This is a genomic window from Mangrovimonas futianensis, from assembly GCF_021245805.1.
Classification (GTDB): Bacteria; Bacteroidota; Bacteroidia; order Flavobacteriales; family Flavobacteriaceae; genus Mangrovimonas; species Mangrovimonas futianensis.
This window is the reverse complement of sequence record NZ_JAJJNF010000009.1, coordinates 66,266-87,004: the sequence shown is the minus strand read 5'-3', so window position 1 is coordinate 87,004 and position 20,739 is coordinate 66,266. Positions and strand designations below refer to the sequence as shown.

At 36.6% G+C, this 20,739-nt stretch carries 24 protein-coding genes; 1 reads left to right on the top strand and 23 read right to left on the bottom strand.

Going from position 1 to position 20,739, the window contains the following annotated elements; all coding sequences use genetic code 11:
* Positions 1–9 precede the first annotated feature (9 nt).
* From LOK78_RS14555 to LOK78_RS14460, 20 genes are all read right to left on the bottom strand, one after another.
* Positions 10–387, bottom strand: coding sequence for a DUF2255 family protein (locus LOK78_RS14555; protein ID WP_232635411.1), 378 nt, complete (start codon positions 385–387; stop codon positions 10–12).
* 8 nt (positions 388–395) lie between these two features.
* The gene (locus LOK78_RS14550) at positions 396–623 is read right to left on the bottom strand and encodes a tautomerase family protein (protein WP_232635410.1); all 228 of its coding nucleotides are present in this window, start codon (positions 621–623) and stop codon (positions 396–398) included.
* 18 nt (positions 624–641) lie between these two features.
* Positions 642–1,358 carry an SDR family NAD(P)-dependent oxidoreductase gene (locus LOK78_RS14545; RefSeq protein ID WP_232635409.1) on the bottom strand — a complete coding sequence of 239 codons (717 nt, stop codon included), beginning with the start codon at positions 1,356–1,358 and terminating at the stop codon, positions 642–644.
* Between the two features lie 77 nt (positions 1,359–1,435).
* A complete protein-coding gene (locus LOK78_RS14540) occupies positions 1,436–1,834 on the bottom strand; it encodes a (R)-mandelonitrile lyase (RefSeq protein WP_232635408.1) in 399 nt (132 codons plus the stop codon).
* 30 nt (positions 1,835–1,864) lie between these two features.
* Positions 1,865–2,722, bottom strand: coding sequence for an aldo/keto reductase (locus LOK78_RS14535; RefSeq protein WP_232635407.1), 858 nt, complete (start codon positions 2,720–2,722; stop codon positions 1,865–1,867).
* 23 nt (positions 2,723–2,745) lie between these two features.
* Complete coding sequence (locus LOK78_RS14530; RefSeq protein WP_232635406.1) at positions 2,746–3,972, bottom strand: NAD(P)-dependent alcohol dehydrogenase; 1,227 nt, start codon at positions 3,970–3,972, stop codon at positions 2,746–2,748.
* A gap of 10 nt (positions 3,973–3,982) precedes the next feature.
* On the bottom strand, positions 3,983–4,516 hold the full coding sequence (locus tag LOK78_RS14525; RefSeq protein ID WP_232635405.1) for a cupin domain-containing protein: 534 nt from the start codon (positions 4,514–4,516) through the stop codon (positions 3,983–3,985).
* Positions 4,517–4,845: 329 nt separating this feature from the next.
* Positions 4,846–5,502, bottom strand: a complete 657-nt coding sequence (locus LOK78_RS14520; protein ID WP_232635404.1) for an SDR family oxidoreductase — start codon at positions 5,500–5,502, stop codon at positions 4,846–4,848.
* 6 nt (positions 5,503–5,508) lie between these two features.
* Positions 5,509–6,435, bottom strand: a complete 927-nt coding sequence (locus tag LOK78_RS14515) for an EamA family transporter (protein WP_232635403.1) — start codon at positions 6,433–6,435, stop codon at positions 5,509–5,511.
* Positions 6,435–7,598, bottom strand: a complete 1,164-nt coding sequence (locus tag LOK78_RS14510) for a MalY/PatB family protein (protein WP_232635402.1) — start codon at positions 7,596–7,598, stop codon at positions 6,435–6,437. Before LOK78_RS14510 ends, LOK78_RS14515 begins: the two co-directional genes overlap by 1 nt.
* A gap of 3 nt (positions 7,599–7,601) precedes the next feature.
* On the bottom strand, positions 7,602–8,459 hold the full coding sequence (locus LOK78_RS14505) for a DUF3737 family protein (RefSeq protein WP_232635401.1): 858 nt from the start codon (positions 8,457–8,459) through the stop codon (positions 7,602–7,604).
* Between the two features lie 60 nt (positions 8,460–8,519).
* Positions 8,520–9,392: a DUF2911 domain-containing protein gene (locus tag LOK78_RS14500; protein WP_232635400.1), complete on the bottom strand. Its 873-nt coding sequence runs from the start codon at positions 9,390–9,392 to the stop codon at positions 8,520–8,522.
* 11 nt (positions 9,393–9,403) lie between these two features.
* The gene (locus LOK78_RS14495; protein WP_232635399.1) at positions 9,404–10,042 is read right to left on the bottom strand and encodes an NAD(P)H-dependent oxidoreductase; all 639 of its coding nucleotides are present in this window, start codon (positions 10,040–10,042) and stop codon (positions 9,404–9,406) included.
* Positions 10,043–10,044: 2 nt separating this feature from the next.
* Positions 10,045–11,139, bottom strand: a complete 1,095-nt coding sequence (locus LOK78_RS14490; RefSeq protein ID WP_232635398.1) for a Gfo/Idh/MocA family protein — start codon at positions 11,137–11,139, stop codon at positions 10,045–10,047.
* A 12-nt stretch (positions 11,140–11,151) separates the two neighbouring features.
* Positions 11,152–11,613: a cyclophilin-like fold protein gene (locus LOK78_RS14485; protein ID WP_232635397.1), complete on the bottom strand. Its 462-nt coding sequence runs from the start codon at positions 11,611–11,613 to the stop codon at positions 11,152–11,154.
* 68 nt (positions 11,614–11,681) lie between these two features.
* Positions 11,682–12,725 carry an alpha/beta hydrolase gene (locus tag LOK78_RS14480; RefSeq protein ID WP_370465577.1) on the bottom strand — a complete coding sequence of 348 codons (1,044 nt, stop codon included), beginning with the start codon at positions 12,723–12,725 and terminating at the stop codon, positions 11,682–11,684.
* Between the two features lie 11 nt (positions 12,726–12,736).
* On the bottom strand, positions 12,737–13,315 hold the full coding sequence (locus tag LOK78_RS14475; RefSeq protein ID WP_232635396.1) for a DapH/DapD/GlmU-related protein: 579 nt from the start codon (positions 13,313–13,315) through the stop codon (positions 12,737–12,739).
* A 90-nt stretch (positions 13,316–13,405) separates the two neighbouring features.
* Positions 13,406–14,278, bottom strand: coding sequence for a helix-turn-helix domain-containing protein (locus LOK78_RS14470; RefSeq protein ID WP_232635395.1), 873 nt, complete (start codon positions 14,276–14,278; stop codon positions 13,406–13,408).
* 76 nt (positions 14,279–14,354) lie between these two features.
* On the bottom strand, positions 14,355–15,446 hold the full coding sequence (locus tag LOK78_RS14465) for a DUF6268 family outer membrane beta-barrel protein (protein WP_232635394.1): 1,092 nt from the start codon (positions 15,444–15,446) through the stop codon (positions 14,355–14,357).
* Positions 15,447–15,483: 37 nt separating this feature from the next.
* The gene (locus tag LOK78_RS14460; protein WP_232635393.1) at positions 15,484–17,229 is read right to left on the bottom strand and encodes a carboxylesterase/lipase family protein; all 1,746 of its coding nucleotides are present in this window, start codon (positions 17,227–17,229) and stop codon (positions 15,484–15,486) included.
* A 216-nt stretch (positions 17,230–17,445) separates the two neighbouring features.
* Here LOK78_RS14460 and LOK78_RS14455 point away from each other — a divergent pair, with 216 nt between their 5' ends.
* The gene (locus LOK78_RS14455) at positions 17,446–18,363 is read left to right on the top strand and encodes a helix-turn-helix domain-containing protein (RefSeq protein ID WP_232635392.1); all 918 of its coding nucleotides are present in this window, start codon (positions 17,446–17,448) and stop codon (positions 18,361–18,363) included.
* Positions 18,364–18,397: 34 nt separating this feature from the next.
* Here LOK78_RS14455 and LOK78_RS14450 read toward each other — a convergent pair whose 3' ends face one another.
* From LOK78_RS14450 to LOK78_RS14440, 3 genes are all read right to left on the bottom strand, one after another.
* Positions 18,398–19,501, bottom strand: a complete 1,104-nt coding sequence (locus tag LOK78_RS14450) for an MBL fold metallo-hydrolase (protein WP_232635391.1) — start codon at positions 19,499–19,501, stop codon at positions 18,398–18,400.
* Between the two features lie 172 nt (positions 19,502–19,673).
* The gene (locus LOK78_RS14445; protein ID WP_232635390.1) at positions 19,674–20,222 is read right to left on the bottom strand and encodes an NADPH-dependent FMN reductase; all 549 of its coding nucleotides are present in this window, start codon (positions 20,220–20,222) and stop codon (positions 19,674–19,676) included.
* A complete protein-coding gene (locus tag LOK78_RS14440) occupies positions 20,219–20,731 on the bottom strand; it encodes a DUF2480 family protein (RefSeq protein WP_232635389.1) in 513 nt (170 codons plus the stop codon). Before LOK78_RS14440 ends, LOK78_RS14445 begins: the two co-directional genes overlap by 4 nt.
* Between the last annotated feature and the right edge of the window lie 8 nt (positions 20,732–20,739).

The window sequence follows — 20,739 nt, the reverse complement described above, 5'->3', positions numbered from 1 at the left end:
TTTATCGAACTAAAACACTTTAACTGTAGCTGCTTTAGATCTTTCACTAATCATGGATCCCAAATACGGACTCCCCGAATACTTTAGTTTATAGGCTTCATCAATTTGATCATTTACAGCTCCCGAAACAGGCTCAAATTTTACTGCTCTTTCCAAACCAGCAGCTTTAATTTTTCCAGCTTTTTGTTGTATAGCTGCTTCATACCATCTAGAACGTGTACCATTGTAAGCCCTCACATACAACTCTCCCTGGACCTCAACAACCCAAATCCAAGTTAAGGTACCATAGGTTTCTCCGTCTTCGCGAAAGGGTGCAATGTGAAAATCGTTGCGTTCAGCAATAGTAGTAACGTCCTCTTGCGTTAAATGATTTAATTCTTTACTCATAAGTTCCTTTACATTTGATATCCTGGCTTCTTAACCAAGATGGTTTCATCACCCATAATTTTATTAGGGTAAACGTCTTCTTTCCATTGATCTAAGGTAAATTCTTCAATGGATACCGAATAGGAATCATCTCCCATTCCAATCGTTTTTTGAGCTGCTTTAATAACTTCGGTTACTAATGCTTGTTTCTGCTCTTCTGTTTTGCCTTCTAACAGATTAATTTGAAAATGTGGCATATTTTTTTTGTTATGTTTTTATTCTCTACTGTATGCTTCAAAGACTGCGAGCAATCTTTCCTGAAAAGCTTCATTATCTATAAGGGAATTTGGTATTTGCTGCTTTTTATGATAGAAGTATTTTCCTGAAACCAAAACTTCTCGATCCTGGCCAGTTGCCAACCAAACTTGCGTTTCATAACCTTTCTTCAAATCGTCTGGCGCACCACTCCCTCCCATTTTTGTAGGTACCCAACCTGGATCTACTGCATTAATATACAGCTCTGGATTTTGCTGAGCGAACACTCGCATCAAAGTTGTGAGATACAATTTTGAATCGGAATAATTTACCTTTTGGAGGTTTAATTCGGATTCAAATGCGTTTCCGTCTCTATGCATGCTAGAACTTAAGTAAACGAGACGTTCGGGTTTTTCAACCAATTTAGTCAACATGTAAGGAGCCAAAACATTTACTGTAAAGATTACTTCAGAAGGTACCGAAATAACTCCTGCATTGTGAATAATGGCATCATACGGTCCAAAATCATTCAGCTCTCGAGCCAACCTCCTGATTTGATTTATATCAGAAAGGTCGGCCGTAAGAACTGGAGCTTCTTTTTCAAGTTTCTGTCTTAAATCACTGGCACGTTTATCATTTCGAGCATGGAGATGCACTTCATGCCCTTCTTTAAGCAATTGCTTAGCTGCTAAGAAGCCTATACCGTCTGTCGATCCCGTTATAAAAATTTTTGACATCTATATTTTCAGTTTTAACTGGATAAAATTATTGGTTAAGCCTCCTATACCTTAAAAAACGTTATACTTTAGTACCCTTATTTTGAGTATTGCTCTTCTGACACCTTTTCCATCCAAGTCACAACTTCCCCGTTCACTTCTTCTTGAATAGCAATGTGACTCATGGCTTTATTGGCCGAAGCACCATGCCAGTGTTTTTCATTAGGTTCGAAATAAACGATATCCCCAGGTCTAATTTCTTCGATGGGTCCACCTTCTTTTTGAATCCAACCCAATCCCGATTGCACAATTAACGTTTGTCCGGCAGGGTGTGTATGCCAAGCTGTTCTTGCTCCTGGAGCAAAGGTTACTAGAGCTGCAGCCCCTTTGGTTACATTTTCAATATTTTGATATAAAGGGTCTACAATAACATCTCCTGTAAACCATTCATCTGGTCCTTTCATGGATGGGATTTCCCCGTTTTTATAAATTTTCATTTCTATGTTTTTATAATTCTATTTTTAAACTTATTTCGCAAATACTGGAAAATTACTAGCCTCTCCGTAATCTTTAATCTCTTCCATGTTATTTAATGTTTCCATGTCCTCTGCTGAAATTTCAAAATCAACCTCTGCGTTAGACTTCATGTGCGCCGGTGTTTGGGTTTTAGGCAACGGAAGTAAGCCCAATTGCAAATCATATCTAATTGCCAATTGAGGTACAGATACCCCGTATTTATCTGCTATCGCCTTAACTTCTTCATTCTTGAATAATTCGCCATGTCCTAATGGTGAAAATGCTTCAATTAAAATGTCTTTAGATTTAGCATACGCGATCATATCTGTTGGCACGTTTGTGATGTGCGCCAAAATTTGATTGACTTGAGGCCTTACTTTTGCATTTTCTAAAATGTTATCTAAATCTTCTTTTTTGAAGTTTGAAACTCCGATAGCTTTTAGTTTTCCTGCTTCGTAAGCTTCTTCTAAAGCTTTCCAAGCTTCTAGGTTTCCTTCAAAATATCGGTCTTCGTTTTGAAATTCTTGCCAAGGTTTTGGACTATGAATAATCATCATATCTATATAGTCCAAGCCCATGGTTTTTAAAGATTCGTCTATTGATTTTACAGCTTCGTCATAAGATTTTACCTCCGCCGCTAATTTTGTTGTTACAAACAAATCTTCTCTTGCAACATCACTTTCTTTAATTGCTTTACCAACACCTTCTTCGTTTTGGTATGCTTGAGCTGTATCGATATGCGTGTAACCAACGTTAATTGCAGTTTTTACAGCATCGACAACAGCATCATTATCTATCATCCAAGTCCCATAACCTATTTTAGGAATTTCTACTCCATTATTTAATTTATATGTTTCTTGTAAAATCATTTTTTCTCTTTTTTTATTGTTAATTAAAATGTTGAAGCGTCGATAACATATCTGTATCTTGCTTCTTTGTTAACCACTTTATCCCAAGCATTGTTAATCTGGTTTGCATCAATAATCTCAATACTTGGCTTAATACCATTATCGGCACAATAGTGAACGACTTCTTGAGTTTCTGGAATACCTCCAATTAAAGATGAATTGAAATTAACTCTTGCAAATGCTAACATTAAGTTGTTGATTGTGATTTCTGATCCTTCTGGCATACCAACAAACGTGAATGTTCCACCAGGTTTTAAACACATGACGTAAGGCGTCACATTAAATTGATACGGAATGGTAGAAATCATATAATCTAAAGTTTTGTTGTAAGCTTGCATGTTTTTAAACTCGTCATCTACTACAATAACTTCTTTTACACCCCAAGATTTAATGTCTTCCACTTTATCTGGTGTTGTTGTAAACGCATAAACTTCTGCACCTTTAGACACTGCAATTTTAACAGCTAAATGTCCTAAACCACCAATACCTGCAACACCAACTTTGTCTCCTACTTTAAATTGAGCTCTCATTAATGGCGAGTAAGTTGTGATACCAGCACATAAAAGTGGCGCAGCTTCTTCAAAAGTGATATGATCTGGAATATGAACAGCAAAATGGTCTCTAACAACTAACTTGTCTGAATAACCACCTTGAGTAATTCCTGTTGGTTCTGCATCAGTTTTGTTTCCATATGTGAATAATGTTTGACCTCTATCGCAAAAATGTTCTTCACCATGTGTACAGCTTTCACACTCCATACAGCTATCTACCATACAGCCAACACCTGCTCTATCTCCTACTTTAAATTTAGTGACGTTTTTACCAACTGCTGTAACTACACCAACAATTTCGTGACCAGGGACCTGAGGGTACTGTTGCTTTCCCCAATGTCCTTTTTCTTGGTGAATATCAGAATGGCAGATACTTGCAAACTTGATATCAATCAAAATATCATCATCCCCTACTGGTCTTCTTTCAAATTCCCATGGACTTAATTTCCCAGATTCGTCTTTGGCTGCGTAGCCTTTTGTTTTTATATTTTTACTCATATCTATAATCGTGTTTGTATCGTTTGATGTATTGGTGTTAAAGGCATTTCCTAAAAAAGGCATAGATCCCATTAACATGGCCCCAGCTCCTACGGTGCCAGATTGTTTGATAAAATTTCTTCTAGATTGTCCTTTACCTTCAGGTTTGTTCTGATCTTTCATATTCAAAATTTTACAGGTTATTATATTGCTCATCGGTTACCGGCTCCATCCATTCTACCACACCTTTTTCGATATTAGGCACGATGTACATTTGCTGTAAACCAATCTCTTTACTTGCTCCATGCCAATGTCTGGTATCTGGTGGACATGTTACGGCATCACCCTTTTTAATAACCTCAATAGGTTGTCCTTCAATCTGATGATATCCTACCCCATCGGTTATGACTAAAATTTGGCCTGCTGGATGTTTATGCCAATTACTTCTTGCTCCCGGTTCGAAATACACATTACCAACGATGGTAGTTAAGGTTGTATCCATCACTATCCCATAATTGTATGCGTTGCCTGTAAAATTTTTATCAGGCCCCTTTTGACCCTTAGGAAAAATAAAATTCAAATCAGAAACAGCCTGATCTGTAGTTACTGGCTTCTCTTCTGTTTGATTTGTCAATTCTTCTTGCTTTTCAGGTGCTTGTTTACAACTTTGGAAAAGACCTAAAAATCCAATCGATATGACTAATAAGGAAAACTTGAAATACTTCATATTTTTTAATGTTTAGTGTTATTGATTTATTTTAAGGCTATCTTAACTCAATCTTATAATTAAATTAAGATTTAAGAACATTGAAATAGTTTTGGAGCAACTACCTAAATTCTTAAAATGATTTTAAGGGACTCTCAATTGGAAAAAGAATATTCAATTACCCGCTTAAAATCAGTTGATTACTCAACTAAAAATGATATTACTAAGGTACAACTTAAATCATCCGTGGTTTTAATAAATTCAAACCGATACTTACGAAATTCAAACCAAAGCTCATTTTATCTGCATTTTTGACCCTAATTTGGTCGAACGTAATAAAAATGGCACCTCTATTCTAACTGGCTTAAGGCTTCTTGAATACTCAATTCTCCTTCACTCATTTCTATTATCCTTTGGGAAACTCGTGGGGCATCCAAAACAGCCAAAACGGTTTCTGCCACAGCTTCTCTTGGAATTTCTTCATTCAAAGTGAAAGGGTTTGATGTCATCTTAACCTTTCCTGCTTTCTCATCATCAGTCAAACGAACAGGTCTTAGGATTGTATAGTCCAATCCACTTCTCATGAGCTCTTTATCTGCTAAATGTTTAGCTATATAGTATGGTTTCATTCCCGGTTGTTTCCAGTATTCGGGAACATCTGAAAACGCGGCCCCTACCATAACAAACCGCTTCACATGATTTTTTTTGGAAGCTTCTATGATTTTTACAGCACCATAAAGGTCAATTTCTATTGTTTTATCATAACCCGTAGAACCACCTGAACCTGCTGAAAAAATGACTGCGTCAAAGCCTTCAATCACTTTCGAAAGGTGCTCCTCAGAATTTTCCAAACTATCAATAAGAACTGGAATCCCCAAGTTTTCAAAATAAGCTTTCTGATCTTCATTTCTAATAAAAGCCGTAGGTTTAAAGAAATTAGATTGACTCATTTTCTTTGCTATGAGTCTTCCTACTTTACCATTTGCTCCTATAAGTATCACTTTCATAATCTTCTATTTTAAATTAATTTTATTTTGTTTTATTGTCTTATTCACCAACATGACTCCAACACATATTACAAACAATCCAAAGATTTGGAGTATTGATACAAGTTCGTTTCCAATCCAAGATCCAAAAAAAACTGCTACAAGAGGATTTACATAAGCATGTGTTCCCACTTCGGTTGCAGGTCTTTTATTTAATAACCATATATAAGCTGAATAAGCCAAAACAGATCCTAAAACAATTAGATAAACCAATGAGAACCATGAACTAACAGGAACATTTTGAAAGTCTATCGAAACTGTCTCTCTCCTTCCTAAACTAAAGATCCCAAACATGAGAGAGGCAAAAATCATTTGCCATGCTGTACCGGAAAAGCCTTTGCTCTTTTCCTCATTTGAAGTAACATATTTGGTAAACAAAGTCCCTAATGCCCAAGAAATACATCCAAAAATCAAAATCGCGATTCCATAATTATGGGACGAATCTAACTTGTGACTAACATACTGCTCCACATAAAGCAAAAGCACCCCTATAAATCCTAAACTTATTCCCAGAATTACCCAGGTATTTTTAAAATTATTTTTCCACATGGGTACATCAAGTAAGGTAATCCATATGGCTGTTGAGGCAGAAATAATGGCCACTAAACTACTAGTCACATACTGTTCTGAAAGCATGATGACCGTCATATCAACAAAGAGTAACATAAAACCACTAATGGCTGATCTTATAATGAGTTTTTTATCAAACAACGCTTCACCACGTTGGCAACACCACATAAGCATTATAATACCCGCTACAGAAAAACGAAGTGTACCTAATAAAAATATGGGAAAGCCCTTTAAAGCTACATCTATAAAAAAGTAGGTAGAACCCCATACCACATAAATGAGAAAATAAGCTAAAATAATATCTAACTTAATTCTCTTTCCCATTACATAGTTCCAAATACGTTAAAAAGCTTATCAAGTCCTTCCTCAAGAGAGGCTCTGGTACAGGCAATATTCAACCTTATAAATCCTTCACCTGCTTCCCCATAAAGCGTGCCCTCATTTATCCAAAGATTTGCCTTTTCCAGTAAGGTTGAAGTTATTTCCTTTGAAGTTAAATTAAGATTTCTAACGTCTACCCAAACTAGATAAGTTCCTTCCAATGGTAATACCTTAAATTGAGGCAACTTCTTTTCAAAGAACGTTTTTAGATATGTGTAATTTCCCCAGAGGTATTGTTTAAGTTGTTCCAGCCATTCTTCCCCCTCATTGTAAGCTGCTATAAGCCCTTCAACCGCAAAAGGATTAATTTCGCAAACCTCATTAATGTTCAAGGCTTTGTCTATTTTTGCTTTAAATGTATCATCAGCAGCCAGAATATTTGCTACTTGTAACCCTGCCAGATTAAAGGTTTTGCTAGGAGCTGTACAAGTTACTGAATGCATTAAGAATTCATCACTAATTGATGCAAAAGGAATATGCTTACGCCCTTGATATACCAAGTCACAATGTATTTCATCAGCCACTACAATTACTTCATTACGAATGCAGATTTCACCAATTTTCTCTAATTCCTCTTTCTTCCACACCCTTCCTACCGGATTGTGGGGACTACAAAGCAGCATTAACTTAGCTTTCGGGTTACTGGTCTTTTCTTCCAAATCCTCAAAATCAATACTGTACTTACCATTTTCATACACAAGATCATTTGACACCATTTCACAATCGTTATTTCTTATGGATGAAAAAAAGCAATTGTAAACAGGGCCCTGTACTATTACTTGATCTCCAGCATGCGTTAATGCTTTAATAACGGCAGACAATCCTGGCACCACTCCTGTAGTAAATAGTAAGGATTTTGCACTAAACTTAAAATCATGTCTTCTCTCAAACCAATTAGTAACTGCTTGAAAATAAGCATCAGGTACTTTTGTATAACCAAAAACTCCATGTTGCACTCGTTTAGCAAGGGCATCAATTATGGGCTGAGCAGTACGAAAATCCATATCTGCCACCCACATAGGCAACACCTCACCATGAGGTGCCGTATCCCATTTATAAGAATTGCTGTGTATTCTGTTTACCGGTTCGTCAAAATTATACGTCATTATTTATGCCTCTACCTCTTCAATAGTTTCAATTTTACATGCTCCAGGGTTCCTATAATTTTCATCCAAAATAACCTTCCCAATACTTTTTGCTTTTATATGACCTCCTAATGGATTTTTTACACTAACAACATGATTCACTATATCAGCATTTACGGTGCTATATTCAAAAGCGAGATCGCAATCGTCCAAAAACTCGCAGTTTTCCAAAATCAAATTATCTACATAACAGAGTGGTTGCGTTCCTCCTATTTTACAATTCACAAATTTTAGGTTCTTGGAATTCCAACCTAAATATTCTCCTATAATCACAGAATCGTAAACTGTTACATTTTCAGTTTTCCAAAACGCATCTTTGGAATCTAAATATGAATTTCTTATTTCAACATTTTTAGCATCCTGAAATGAATAATCACCTTGTAATTTTAAATTTTCAATTTTAAGGTTGCTACTATTCATAAATATATAAGGAGCCTGCTTAGCCTCCACGTTTTTCAACTCCAGATTTCTGCAATTCCAAAAGGTTTCCCCTGCCTCAGTAAATTTGACATTCTCTACATAAAGTCCATCAATTTCACGAAACATTTTAGGTGCTTCGACTAAAGTATCGAACATGCGTAAATTTTTGGAATACCAAATGGCAGCTCTTGAAAACACTGTAAAATGGCTGTTTCGTATTTCAGAATTATTAGTATGCCAAAACGGATATTTCCCCATAAAATAGCAGTCATCAGCAACAATATTTTGCGCTTCTTTTAAGGCTGATTCTCCTGGATATATTTTCACATTTTCTAGACGCAAATCCTTTGCCGCATACAACGGTCTTTCTCCTTCGTAAAATGTATCTCTAATTATTTCCATAGTTTTCAACAATATCTCCCATAGTTTAATCTGAGATTAATTTATGAGACATGTATATATTTATTCAAATGAATCTATAATAGCTTGATTTCTTTTGATATAGCCTAAATCTCCACGAGCACTTTTCTTTGCCAATGCTATGGATTTCTCGGCTACATCTATAGCCTCATTTTTTCTATTCATCTTTGCTAATATTTGTACTTTTAAGTACATGTACCAAAAGTGGGTATCATGACCTTCCATTTCCAGATAGGTATTCACCCAAGTAAGCGCTTGTTCCAAATCTTTATCATACTCTAAATAATACCTTGCCGCCTTAATATAATTAATAGGCTCTACTACTGTTTTGGCTGCAATATCATCCATAACAACATCATCAAATACAACTTGAAACGGCACCTTAAACCCTACGTTTGCCCATGCAAATTCAATATTAGCTGAAGTGTTATCATCACTAATATTACTTATTTGAAAGCTTAAAGACTGTACTTCCTCTTTTGTTTTATATGCAGTTACTTTGGTCTTAAATGCCACCTCTTCTTCCTTGAAATTCCCACTTAAATTAGCACCATCGATATTGAGGTCTTTATATAAAATAAAAGTCCAGTCTTTATCGTCAGGGATGGTCAATATTAAATACTTACCTGCCTTTATTGATTGGTTTTTCATGGTCACATCAGTGGAAAAAGTAACCACTGCCCCATCTCCAGCACCTGTACGCCATAAAGCGCCATAAGCCAAAAGTGCGGCATCATCCGATCCAAAAATCTTACGTCCCCTAACCTTAGGTCTAAAATAATCAATGGTAACATCTGTTAAACCAACTCGGGTATAAACTGAAGCTGCTGGACTTGGTGATGGTACAGTAATTTGCGCAAAACCAACAGTTCCAAGCATAAAAGCAAATATTAATAGTAATTGTATTCTTTTCATGTGTATTATTGTTAATTCAATTTTAGTACAAAATCCTCTTTAGGTGTTCTTACTTTTTTTTGATTTACCATCCAATCGCCCTCTGATTCTCGGTACCCAAGTGCTAATAAATAAACACTCTTGAGTCCTTTTTCATTTAACCCCAACATATCATCCAAAGCGAATTTGTCAAAGCCTCCCATGGGAGTAGCATCTACCTTAAGCTCAGCAGCCTGTGCAATGGCTAGGCCAAATGCAATACACGCTTGTCTTTCAGTATCCCGGATGGTTTCCTCTGTTGACATTTTATAATGGGAATTCGCAATGTTATCGGTATTAGAACCAAAAGCCGACCCTTGAGGGATTTCTCTTTCATTGGTGGTCACATCAAACATATTGGTTACCCGTTCGGGTGTATAATTATCCCATGCAGCAAAAACCAACACATGAGAACAATCTGCTATAATTCTTTGATTCCAAGCCACGGGTACCATATATTTTTTAATTTCTTGATTACTCACGCAAACTACCCTTACAGGCTGAATCCCGTATGAAGAAGGCGCTAATCTGGCGGCTTCAATAATTTTATCTATTTTTTCTTCTGACACCCTTTTTGAAGGGTTATATTTTTTAGTAGCATAACGCCATTTCAAATCATCTAATAAAGCCATGATTATTTGTTATTATTTTGAGCAGATTGTTTGATAAATTCAATAAGTTCATGCCATTTCAAACCATCACAAAAATTTGGAGCCTTATGAGATCCTGTTAAAATGTCTTCTGCAATACGCTTATAAATGTGCCCGATATTACGAGCTCCGGGAAATTTTGGCCAACCCTCGTAAACTGCGTCGGATGGATGCATTGGTTTTAGCCCCTTCTCATCGGTAGATTTCGCTCCAGAAATTTTCAATTGTGCCATTTGCCCATGGCCACTATCGGCAGTTATTTGAATATCTCCTTCGGTTCCGTTAATTTCCCATAACAAATTGGTTCCCTTGGATACCCCTCCCCTGTAGTGAACTGAGAGAGCTGCTCCACTTTTTAAACGACCTTGAAGCATGATTTGATCCTCGGTTGTTTTCGGTTTTACTTCTCCTGTTTCAGTAATTTTAACTTGGTCAAAATTACTGAACATGTTGGCGGAGACCTTATCAATTCCACCTAAGACCTCTGTTAGTCCAACTAATGTATGGGTTAAAGGAATTTCCAACATAGAAGCCCCATTCTCTTTATCAAACAAATAATAATATTCTGAGAGTGTTTCATTTGCCCAGTTGCCACCTGTACCTATAAGTGTTGTGGATAGTACTTTACCAACAAAACCATCCTCTAACAGTTGTTTTAAATAAGTAATTTCAGGAGCATAACGCATTTGAGTTCCAATAGCGGCCACAACACCTTTATCTTTCGCCAAAGCCTCTAACTTTTGCGCTTCTTCCAATCCATTACCCAATGGCCATTCCGAATAAACATGTTTACCTGCTTCTAAAGCAGCTTGAATTAACTCAAAATGATAAGGCACCTTTACAGTAACCACTACCAAATCAATGTCAGGTGATTGGACTAATTTTTCATAATTTTCAAAGGCATATTTTAAATTTAGTGCTTCTGCGGTACGCTCTGCACTTTCCAAACTACTATTAGCCACACCTACTACCTCAAATGTGTTTGACAAGGCTTTTAATGCAGGAAGATGAGCCGTCGCAGCCCAATGACTCCCAGGATTCAACCCAATAAATCCAACTTTAATTTTTGTTTTGCTCATTTGTATTATTTATTAATTTTTCACCAACTCAAAAGTTACGGGTTCCTTTCCCACCTTCTTTAGCAAGTCAATACCATTACCATCTATCGTTCCTAAGCTAATAAGACCGCTAGCAGGACCAAAATCCTTATAAAATATGGCCACATCGCCCCAAGGTGCATAATAGGTTATATCACCTTTTGAAGGTTGATAGCCATTTGGAGCTCCCTCAGACGTTAGTTTTCTTTCAGGATAGAATATTTTCTCAGTATTGGCATAATCTTCTAATTCTATGGTTAAGGGAAGTAACGAGACAAAATCCCTAGCTGTGGGATTATCGTAAATCGTGGCCGATAACTCCGTATCTGAAAAAGTAATTTTCAACTTCATATCTTGTATGTTTATGTAATGAAAAGATGTCTTCTCTACTGGTTTTGTTCTAAAAAACCAAAATCCCAAACACCCCAAAAGGAATAGGACTAAAATCGTCTTCATAATGTTATTGATTGCTGACATCTTTCAATAGATATTAGAAAAACAAAGCCCATATGGGCCTTGTCATTTTATTTTAGATTTTCGGTAAAAAAGGATTCCAACTTGTCAAATGGAATCACATCCAATTGATCATATAAATCGGTGTGAACTTTACCTGGAATAATCATAAGTTCCTTAGGTTCACTAGCTGCTTTGTAGGCATCTTCACTGAAATATCTGGAGTGTGCATTTTCACCGGCAATTATCAAAATTGGTCTGGGTGAAATCTCTTTGATGTAGGTCAAAATTGGCATATTCATAAGAGAAAACCCATTGGTTTTTGTCCAAGAACTATTTGAATTAATAGAGCGAGGGTGAAAACCTCTTTCAGTTTTGTAGTAATTAAAGTAACCTTGTACAAATTCTGGTTCTTCACCAGTTATTTTCTCTGGCAATCCTAAACCTGATAATTCCGATGTTCCATTCTCAGCATCCACCCAACGTTGTTGGCTCATTTGCTCCAACATTTGACTGCGTTGTTCTGGTGTCATGGAATCAAAATATCCTTGCGCTGTAACCCTTGACATATCATACATACTAGTTGTTGCCACGGCTTTAACACGCTTGTCTACTGCTGTTGCATTAAGCGCAAATCCTCCAAAACCGCATATCCCGATGATCCCTATTTTTTCTCTATCAACTTGGTTTTGCAATCCTAGAAAATCAATAGCAGCACTAAAATCTTCTGTATTAATATCAGGTGATGCCACGTGACGAGGCTCTCCGCCACTTTCACCCGTATAGGACGGATCGAAAGCAAGAACCACGAATCCACGTTCTGCCATTTGATTGGCATATAATCCTGAAGCTTGCTCTTTGACAGCTCCGTAAGGACCACTAATGGCTAGGGCAGCTAATTTCCCTTCACTATTTTTTGGTGTGTATAAATCACCAGCTAATGTAATCCCGTAGCGATTTTTAAATGTTACTTTCTCTCTGGTTACGTTATCACTTAACGTAAACGTATAATGTTCTGCTGTTGCACTCATGTTTTTTAATTTTTTATTTGTTTGACCTATGGTTCCCGTTAAGGAAAACATCATGGCCATAGTTATTAATATGATATTTCTCATTTTGATTTGTTTTAGATTGTTTTAATTACTTTGGCTGGAACACCCCCAACAACGGTACGACTTGGAACATCCTTGGAAACCACTGCCCCAGCAGCCACAACGGCATGCTCTCCTACGGTAACCCCTGGAAGAATGGTAGCGCCTGCACCTATCCAAGCATGCTTTTTTATATGAATGGGTTTGCCAATCAATGCCTCTCTTTGTTCCGGTTCGACAGGGTGAGTTTCAGAAAGTAGATTCACACGCGGACCTATCATAACATCATCTTCTATAGTAATTCCCCCTAAATCCAACATTTGGCAATTTTGGTTGATAAAAATATTTTTACCAAGTTTTAGATTCTTGCCGTAATTAATACTGAATGGGGTGTAAATGGTAGTCGTATCATCTACCTTGCTCTCTGTAAGTTCACTTAGATTCTTTCTGATATCGTCTAGTGTTTTGGAAGCATTAAGAGCTACCAATAACCCTATTGCTCGCTCTGACTGTAAAGCGAGTTTATAAAAATCGGGGTCTGTGTATGATACCACTTCCCCAGATTTTATTCTATCAAAAATATCTTGCTTGTTTTCCGTATTCAATTTGCTCATAATTTCTACTTAAAAACTATGATACAAAGGTACAGGCGTTAACCGCTTAAGAGATAACGAAAATCAAATCAAAAATTATAATATTCAAACCTAATCGACTCTAACGGTCTTAGGAGTCACTCCGGTTTGCTTTTTAAAGAAGTTGTTAAAATAGGTAGGATACTCAAAACCAAGCGCATAGCCCACTTCACTAACATTCCAATTGGTATATTGTAAAAGTGCTTTGGCCTCACTAACAATACGCTCTGTGATATGTGTAGAAGTAGATTTACCTGTTATAGACTTTACTGCACGATTTAAATAATTGACATGAACCGAAAGTCTATCTGCATACTGCTGAGCCGTAGTGAGCTTTAATGGAGCATCTGCAGTTTCTATGGGAAACTGTCTCTCAAGAAGTTCTAAAAACACGGAAGTTAATCTGGATGCAGCATTGCCATGTTGCTCATAGTTGTCTGATGGTTCCATTTTCATGGCCTCATGAAGCATCAATTGAATATAATTCCTCATTAAGTCATCCTTAAAGGCATATTCTCCCTCTTGTTCCTCCATCATTTTTAAGAAGATACTATTAAGAAACAAGCGTTGCTCCTCTGAAATTTTTAAAATGGGAGTACCTCCAATCTTAAACAAAGGCGATTGTTGCAAGCTCTCAGAACGTTCAGAAAGTTTTAAAAACTCCTCAGAAAAAAGACAAGTATACCCTTCATATTTAGTTGAAATGGTTTCCCATGAGTATGGAATATGTGGGTTTCCGAAGAACAGTATGGTTCCCTCATGCTCATAGCTTTTGTCTGCATAGTGAATGATACTTTTACCCGTAGAAAGACAAATTTTATAAAAGTCCTTACGACTGTAGATTTTAGTAGCACTACTATCCTCTGCTATACTAAAAACATTAAAACCCTTGAGCTTAAGCTCACTATTAAAAGGGGATACTGAACGTTGTGTTTTTACTTCCATCTCACAAAGTTAAGAAAATCAAACCTAACCCTCCTAGTCTCCTTAACGCTATTTTAACAATATTAAAGCAAAATATTTATTGTCCAACATGTATTGGAAACGGGTTGAATGATACCCCTATATTAAAATACCCTGTAACATCTTGATCGTTTCTATAAATATAATCTTCCGTTTGTGTCGTTTTCTCGGTCAATCTATTACTGATATAATTTCTTATTCCTCCTTTAAATGTAGTTATGACATTTTTGGCAACTTGATATTCATAAATGATACCTGTATCTACCTTTAATTGACTATAAGAATAAGTATCTGGCAAATACGTATAATCGGAATTGACATAAAAAGCATCTGCCCCAAATGTCCCCCCTAAAGACAATCTACTTTTAGCCCCTATAGGTCGTTTCATTAAAATGCGTTGGGGCAAAATAACATCCAACTCCCATTTCGAGTTTTTGAATTTATGAAAATAGCTAAAAAGAGGAGAAAACGGAATTTGTGCCGAAGGATCCAAAACTGCCAATAGACCCAAAGTAATAGTCGTTTGAGCATTCCTTTTTAAAACAATAGATCCACTCACAAATCCTTTAATGCGTTCGAAACCTTTATTGGAACCATCTGCAATGAGGCGCCCAACATAAATAAAAGGTTTGTTGAACAGTGAACTGTAGTAGGTTGAACTTACTCCAACCGAATAATAATTATAGTCTCTTGTATTGGAGCTAAATGCTATAGGGTAATTATCAGACATGGAAACCAAATCCTGAAATTCAAACTGGAAATGCTGATAGTTTCCAAAAGCTAAAACTTGCCATTTGTTCTTACTAAATACAGAGATATTTGCAGTAAAATTAACCGACTGTTGATTCACAATAGCTCCTTCAGTAAAATCTTCATCAGCAAATTCAGACTCAAAATCTCGAGAAAATGAATGGTCATATTCCAAATTAAAATTTCTAGTTCTAGGAAACTCTGCCTGTATGGCTCTATTTACTTTCTGTTTTAATGAATCCTCTTCCACTTGCGCTATCCCTAAAAGTGGCGTTAACATTAGAAGCCATACTTTTAGGAGCGCCCCTAAAGAAGTACCTACTTGTGCATTTGTTTTTTGTTGGCTGATTTCAATAAGAGAGTATAATTGGTTTACAAAATTGTTAGCATAAATTTTCATAGACTATATTTATTTTTTTAAAGTTTAGGTATTTAGATTATTGTTTTAACCCTGCTCGTTCCCATAAAATATCATGAAATAGTTCAACCATAGTAGGATTCATGTATGGTTTCACTTCGCTTTGTATATCAATATGCATACTTTCACGATTTTCTTGAGTGTAAACAGGCCATTCAGAATCGCTTCCCAAAGATGGCTTTCCTGTTTTTGCAAATTCCACCCAGGCACTTGAAACAGTTTTTGCCAATTCATTAGCTTCTTCACCTCCACCAGTCATGATTATTCCTGCTTCAGTCTTTACATTATCAAATACAAAAGGGATTTCTATGGTATGTGGAGAGTATAGTTTGCCATCAGAAATAGGTGTTTGCCAATTAAAACGATAGGCATAAACTGGAGCTGCATCAGCAACTGATCGTACATCCATTATTTCTGAACTTAAAGCCCCCATAGCATAGTCTGAAAAAATTCTAAACCATAAGGCTGATGGTGAATATTCAGGAAAGTCATTTTTATAAGCTTGCAAAATTTTTGAAGCTAACAGCTCTCCAAACATGTTAATAATACGCGTCTTCAAACCTGAATCATCAAGCTCATATGCCGCCTTATCCCTTAACATAAATAAAGTGAATTCGGTACCTGTTTGCCCAATAAGCAACGGAACATCCTTACCACTTGGAGCAGCTTCTTGATCGTAAACATGTTCAGTAATAATGTCTCCATCTATTACTGGCCAGAATCCCGTAGGAAATCCTGGAGCTTGAAAGGACATTGGCATCTTTTTCATTACAGCCGCCTCAGCCTTTAATACATCTTGAAAAGAAATACTATTTAATGCTTCTGCATTTCCGGGTTTTATTTGAAGTTCTTCCAGAACACTCTTGGCTATTTCATCGGCCTCTTCTGGGGTTAAAAAGCGAGTTAGAGGACCACTTTCAACAATAGCGCGATGGAATAACCCTTTTGCTGATGGGACTCCTAATAGGGTATTTACTTTCCATCCGCCTCCAGATTCTCCAAAAATCGTCACTAGATTCTCATCACCTCCAAAGGCTGCAATGTTATCTTTTACCCATTCTAAAGCAGCTATGATATCCCGAATCCCCAGATTGGAAGAATTTTCAAAATCGCCTCCTATTACTCTTGAGAAATCTGTTAATCCAGAAGCTCCCAATCTATGATTTATGGTTACCACTATAACGTCTCCTCTTTTGGCAAGGTTCTCCCCATCATATATTTTACATGAGCCACTCCCGCTGGTCCAGCCTCCACCATGAAGCCATACCATAACTGGTAATTTTTCTTTTATCTCAATTGGCTTCCATATGTTTAAGGCCAAACAATGATCTCCTATTTTCACATAATTAGGCGCTTCAAAAGCTGGTGTCACTGGAGAACCACTAGTGGGATCTGCTGCTTGTTGTGGTGCTGTATCCGCATATTGTTTAACCGATAGAACACCCTCCCAAGGCTTTATGCGCTTTGGAGGAGCAAATCGATTAGCTCCCGAAATCTCTTGAGCATATGGAATCCCTAAAAATCGGACCACCGATCCAAACCGCTCTCCTTCTATTACACCCAAACCGGTTTGTACCAATTCAGGGGATTTTGTTTCCAAACCGAGGTTTTTACGTTCTTGATTCTTAACTCCTGAATCACAACTAAACAATAGAACGCAAAACAAGGACCCCAAAAACAAAAAAGACATATGAAACAGGAAATAACCCAATTGAGCCTTTACTCTAAAAGAATCCAAAACTTGAATATTTGTAACTGACCTCATTTTTATTGATTTATTTTGACATTATTTTAAATCCGTATTATCAAACAGTTAAACGATTTCCAACCATTTCATTTTAATCACTGTAAATATCCAAGTAACTCTTATAAAAAAAAGACCCGCATTCCTGATTGACCTACCAGAATTACGGCTTATATACACATGTCATATTGGATTTAAAAAATTGTGCTTTAATTTGCAGTACAATTTTCTATTGATATGAACAAGATCTATCAAATAAATTCAGTGACCGAGTACAATCACATTCTCGGTATTGAAACACTACACCCCTTAATAAGCTTTATAGATTTTTCGCAATTACCTGTTTTTGATTATTCTAAAGTTGAGCCAAACCGCTATACCAAAGCACAAATGAACATGTTCGCCATCTTTTTAAAGGATGCCAAATGTGGTAATATTACTTATGGTGTCAATAACTACGATTATGAGGAAGGCTCTCTGATTTTTATGGCTCCAGGTCAAGCTTTCGGTATAGAGGGAAAAGGAGAAAAAAAAGGCGAAGGCTTTGCTTTGGTATTTCATCCAGATTTGATTCTGGGAACACCCTTAAGTGATCAAATTAATAGCTATACCTTTTTCTCCTATGAAGTAAATGAAGCTTTAAATTTATCTGCTCGAGAAAGGGATATTATCAATAATTGTTTTTCGAATATTCAATATGAACTTGAGCATGCTATTGATTCACACAGTAAAACCTTAATTGTTTCCTACATTGATTTATTTCTCAACTATAGCAAGCGGTTTTACGAACGTCAATTCAACACGCGAAGCCATGTCAATAAAGATATTTTAGCGCGCTTTGAAAAAATTATTAGAGATTATTTTCAGTCTGGAGCACCTTCTGAACATGGCTTACCTTCAGTAAGCTATTGCGCCGACATTTTATGTGTATCTCCAAACTATTTAGGTGATTTATTAAAGAAAGAGACTGGTAAATCGGCCCAGGAACATATTCAATTAAAACTAATAGAAGTAGCCAAAACCAAAATGTTCGGATCGGAAAAATCCATCAGCGAAATTGCTTTTGAGTTAGGTTTCAAACATCCGCAACACTTTACTCGAATGTTTAAAAAAAATATGGGAATTTCTCCTTTAGAATATCGAAATTTAAACTAATCTAAAGATTTAAATTCAATAGAAGCTCTTTTCATCACTTCAAGTCTTTCCACCAAGAAGAAAATACTTGGGTACTATCGTTTAAGCTTACCAACTCTCCTACCATAGGAGTTACCAAAGCTATTTCAGATTCTTTATTTTCTAAAGCCTCATTCAAAGGTTCATACCACGGGTGACCAGAAAGCGCAAACTTGGAATTGTGCACAGGAAATACGCGCTGTACATTTAAGTCTTCGGCCACCTGAAACAATTGCTTGGGCAACAAATGAATTTGGTTCCAGTCTTCACTATATTGTCCCTGTTCAATAATTGCCAGATCAAAAGGACCATACTTAGCTCCAATTTCTTTGTAAAAGGAATCATACCCACTATCACCACCGATATAGAAATTATAACTTGGGGTTTTTAGCACATATGAAGCCCATAGGGTTTTATTTCGACGCAGACCTCTACCTGAAAAATGACGCGCTGGTGTTGCCGTAAAATTTACATCTCCAAAGGAGATGCCTTCATACCAATCCAATTCATGTATCATGGTAGTTTCATACCCCCAATACTCCAAATGTTGTCCCACACCCAAAGCACAAACCACTTGTTTGACTTTAGGCTTCAACTGCAAAATGGTTTCATAATCCAAATGATCCCAATGATCATGTGATATGATTAAATAATCAATATTAGGCAAGTCATCCACATGGTAATTATTGGTTCCTTTATAGGCTTTATTCATAAAAGAAAAAGGCGCTGCATAACCACAAAATACAGGATCTACCAAATAAGTGCTTCCATCTATTCTCATAAAGTAAGAGGAGTGTCCGAACCATACCAATATGTCCTCTTCTTGATTGAGGTTCTTAAGATTGGTTTTAACAAAAGGTAAGGAATCGGTAGGTGTTACATCCACCTTTTTGGAAAGCATAAAATCCAACATGGTCCGAAAGGTCCCTTTATCGGAGGTCATCACCTTGGTATCGCTAAGGTTTTTAAAGGCACCATCTTGATAGTTAGCAGATTTTTTGATGCGCTCTAAACGCTCTCCTTTTGGGTGCTGTCCGAATTTAAACTGATTGAGTATCCCCATAGTAATTAAAGATAAAAATAAAATTAAGCCCAATAAGACTTTTAAAATGCGCTTCATGCCAATAACAATTAAATAACCTGATTCAGGAAAAGCCTTTATAATTTTCTAATTGCAGGCAAAGGTAAGCAGATGATTCACAAACCCACTTATCTTGATTACAGAGAATACTACCCAAATTACAGATTGTCCAGATAATTTAAGTTAAAAACCTATTTTCTATAACATTAACCTATACTCTCTTAAAAGAAGATTGCAGAAGCAGGTCAATCAGCATATTTACTCGTTTGCCATATTTATCGCTAATTTCCCCTTCCTCATTAAACAATTCATTTCTCTGGATGGGAATACTCAAAGGTGCCGTCCAGGCGCGTAAGGCCTTAGCCACTGAATCCATCGCGTTAATTCCCTGCATAGCCTGAACCCCATCAGCCCAACACATCAACCCTACCAACTTCCCCGTCAAATATGGTTTTGGCATATTGGCACTGTATTGCAACCAATCCAAACAATTCTTCATGACTCCTGTCATACTTCCATGATAAAGAGGCGTTATCCAAATGTGAACATCTGCATCACGAAAAATATGATTCATGAGTTCTACTGATTTAGGCGTGTTCTGTAAGGAAACATCAAAAAGAGGAATCCCAGAATCTGCCATTTTAAAGACGGTGACCACAACCCCTTGTTTTTGAAGTTGTTCATATAAGTAACGTGTTAACCGCTCGGATGTCGCATTTTCTCTACGTTCTAAAGCGCCGTTAAATATTAATACTTTCATTCTAATTTTTTATTTTTTAAAATCACTTTCGGCAATCCAGCTTCTCCATACATTAAAGTTCTCACCAATGGTTTTAATTTACTTGTAATGGCAATGTATAACTCTGGTGGCACATGTTGACTTTGTCTGACAACAACTTTTTGATGGGATAGATGATTAAAATCCGTAGACAAAATATTAGTCCTCCAAAGATCGATATCCAATTGCTCTGGGGTAGAATAATCAAAACCTGAAGCCACCTCGCTTAATTTATCGGCTATAACCATATAAGCCCACATAGGAACAATAGCATCACTTGTGCAACCAATAGCTACATATTTATCTCTAAAGATTTCCCAATTAATTTCAGATAAAAAGGTTCGAAACTCCTTTTCTTTGAGAAGCAATTCCATAAACAACCCCTCTTTAATATCGAAAAGCAAGCTTTTTTCCTTTGGTTTAAAGTCAAGCAAATCGACCGTAACCATATCGTTGCTGTTGATTTTATTGATGAAAATTTCTTGAGACATGATAAAAA

Coding starts and splice junctions, on each gene's coding strand:
- LOK78_RS14555 (WP_232635411.1), bottom strand. CDS start 387: ATGAGTAAAGAATTAAATCATTTAACGCAAGAGGACGTTACTACTATT.
- LOK78_RS14550 (WP_232635410.1), bottom strand. CDS start 623: ATGCCACATTTTCAAATTAATCTGTTAGAAGGCAAAACAGAAGAGCAG.
- LOK78_RS14545 (WP_232635409.1), bottom strand. CDS start 1,358: ATGTCAAAAATTTTTATAACGGGATCGACAGACGGTATAGGCTTCTTA.
- LOK78_RS14540 (WP_232635408.1), bottom strand. CDS start 1,834: ATGAAAATTTATAAAAACGGGGAAATCCCATCCATGAAAGGACCAGAT.
- LOK78_RS14535 (WP_232635407.1), bottom strand. CDS start 2,722: ATGATTTTACAAGAAACATATAAATTAAATAATGGAGTAGAAATTCCT.
- LOK78_RS14530 (WP_232635406.1), bottom strand. CDS start 3,972: ATGAAAGATCAGAACAAACCTGAAGGTAAAGGACAATCTAGAAGAAAT.
- LOK78_RS14525 (WP_232635405.1), bottom strand. CDS start 4,516: ATGAAGTATTTCAAGTTTTCCTTATTAGTCATATCGATTGGATTTTTA.
- LOK78_RS14520 (WP_232635404.1), bottom strand. CDS start 5,502: ATGAAAGTGATACTTATAGGAGCAAATGGTAAAGTAGGAAGACTCATA.
- LOK78_RS14515 (WP_232635403.1), bottom strand. CDS start 6,435: ATGGGAAAGAGAATTAAGTTAGATATTATTTTAGCTTATTTTCTCATT.
- LOK78_RS14510 (WP_232635402.1), bottom strand. CDS start 7,598: ATGACGTATAATTTTGACGAACCGGTAAACAGAATACACAGCAATTCT.
- LOK78_RS14505 (WP_232635401.1), bottom strand. CDS start 8,459: ATGGAAATAATTAGAGATACATTTTACGAAGGAGAAAGACCGTTGTAT.
- LOK78_RS14500 (WP_232635400.1), bottom strand. CDS start 9,392: ATGAAAAGAATACAATTACTATTAATATTTGCTTTTATGCTTGGAACT.
- LOK78_RS14495 (WP_232635399.1), bottom strand. CDS start 10,042: ATGGCTTTATTAGATGATTTGAAATGGCGTTATGCTACTAAAAAATAT.
- LOK78_RS14490 (WP_232635398.1), bottom strand. CDS start 11,139: ATGAGCAAAACAAAAATTAAAGTTGGATTTATTGGGTTGAATCCTGGG.
- LOK78_RS14485 (WP_232635397.1), bottom strand. CDS start 11,613: ATGAAGACGATTTTAGTCCTATTCCTTTTGGGGTGTTTGGGATTTTGG.
- LOK78_RS14480 (WP_370465577.1), bottom strand. CDS start 12,725: ATGAGAAATATCATATTAATAACTATGGCCATGATGTTTTCCTTAACG.
- LOK78_RS14475 (WP_232635396.1), bottom strand. CDS start 13,315: ATGAGCAAATTGAATACGGAAAACAAGCAAGATATTTTTGATAGAATA.
- LOK78_RS14470 (WP_232635395.1), bottom strand. CDS start 14,278: ATGGAAGTAAAAACACAACGTTCAGTATCCCCTTTTAATAGTGAGCTT.
- LOK78_RS14465 (WP_232635394.1), bottom strand. CDS start 15,446: ATGAAAATTTATGCTAACAATTTTGTAAACCAATTATACTCTCTTATT.
- LOK78_RS14460 (WP_232635393.1), bottom strand. CDS start 17,229: ATGAGGTCAGTTACAAATATTCAAGTTTTGGATTCTTTTAGAGTAAAG.
- LOK78_RS14455 (WP_232635392.1), top strand. CDS start 17,446: ATGAACAAGATCTATCAAATAAATTCAGTGACCGAGTACAATCACATT.
- LOK78_RS14450 (WP_232635391.1), bottom strand. CDS start 19,501: ATGAAGCGCATTTTAAAAGTCTTATTGGGCTTAATTTTATTTTTATCT.
- LOK78_RS14445 (WP_232635390.1), bottom strand. CDS start 20,222: ATGAAAGTATTAATATTTAACGGCGCTTTAGAACGTAGAGAAAATGCG.
- LOK78_RS14440 (WP_232635389.1), bottom strand. CDS start 20,731: ATGTCTCAAGAAATTTTCATCAATAAAATCAACAGCAACGATATGGTT.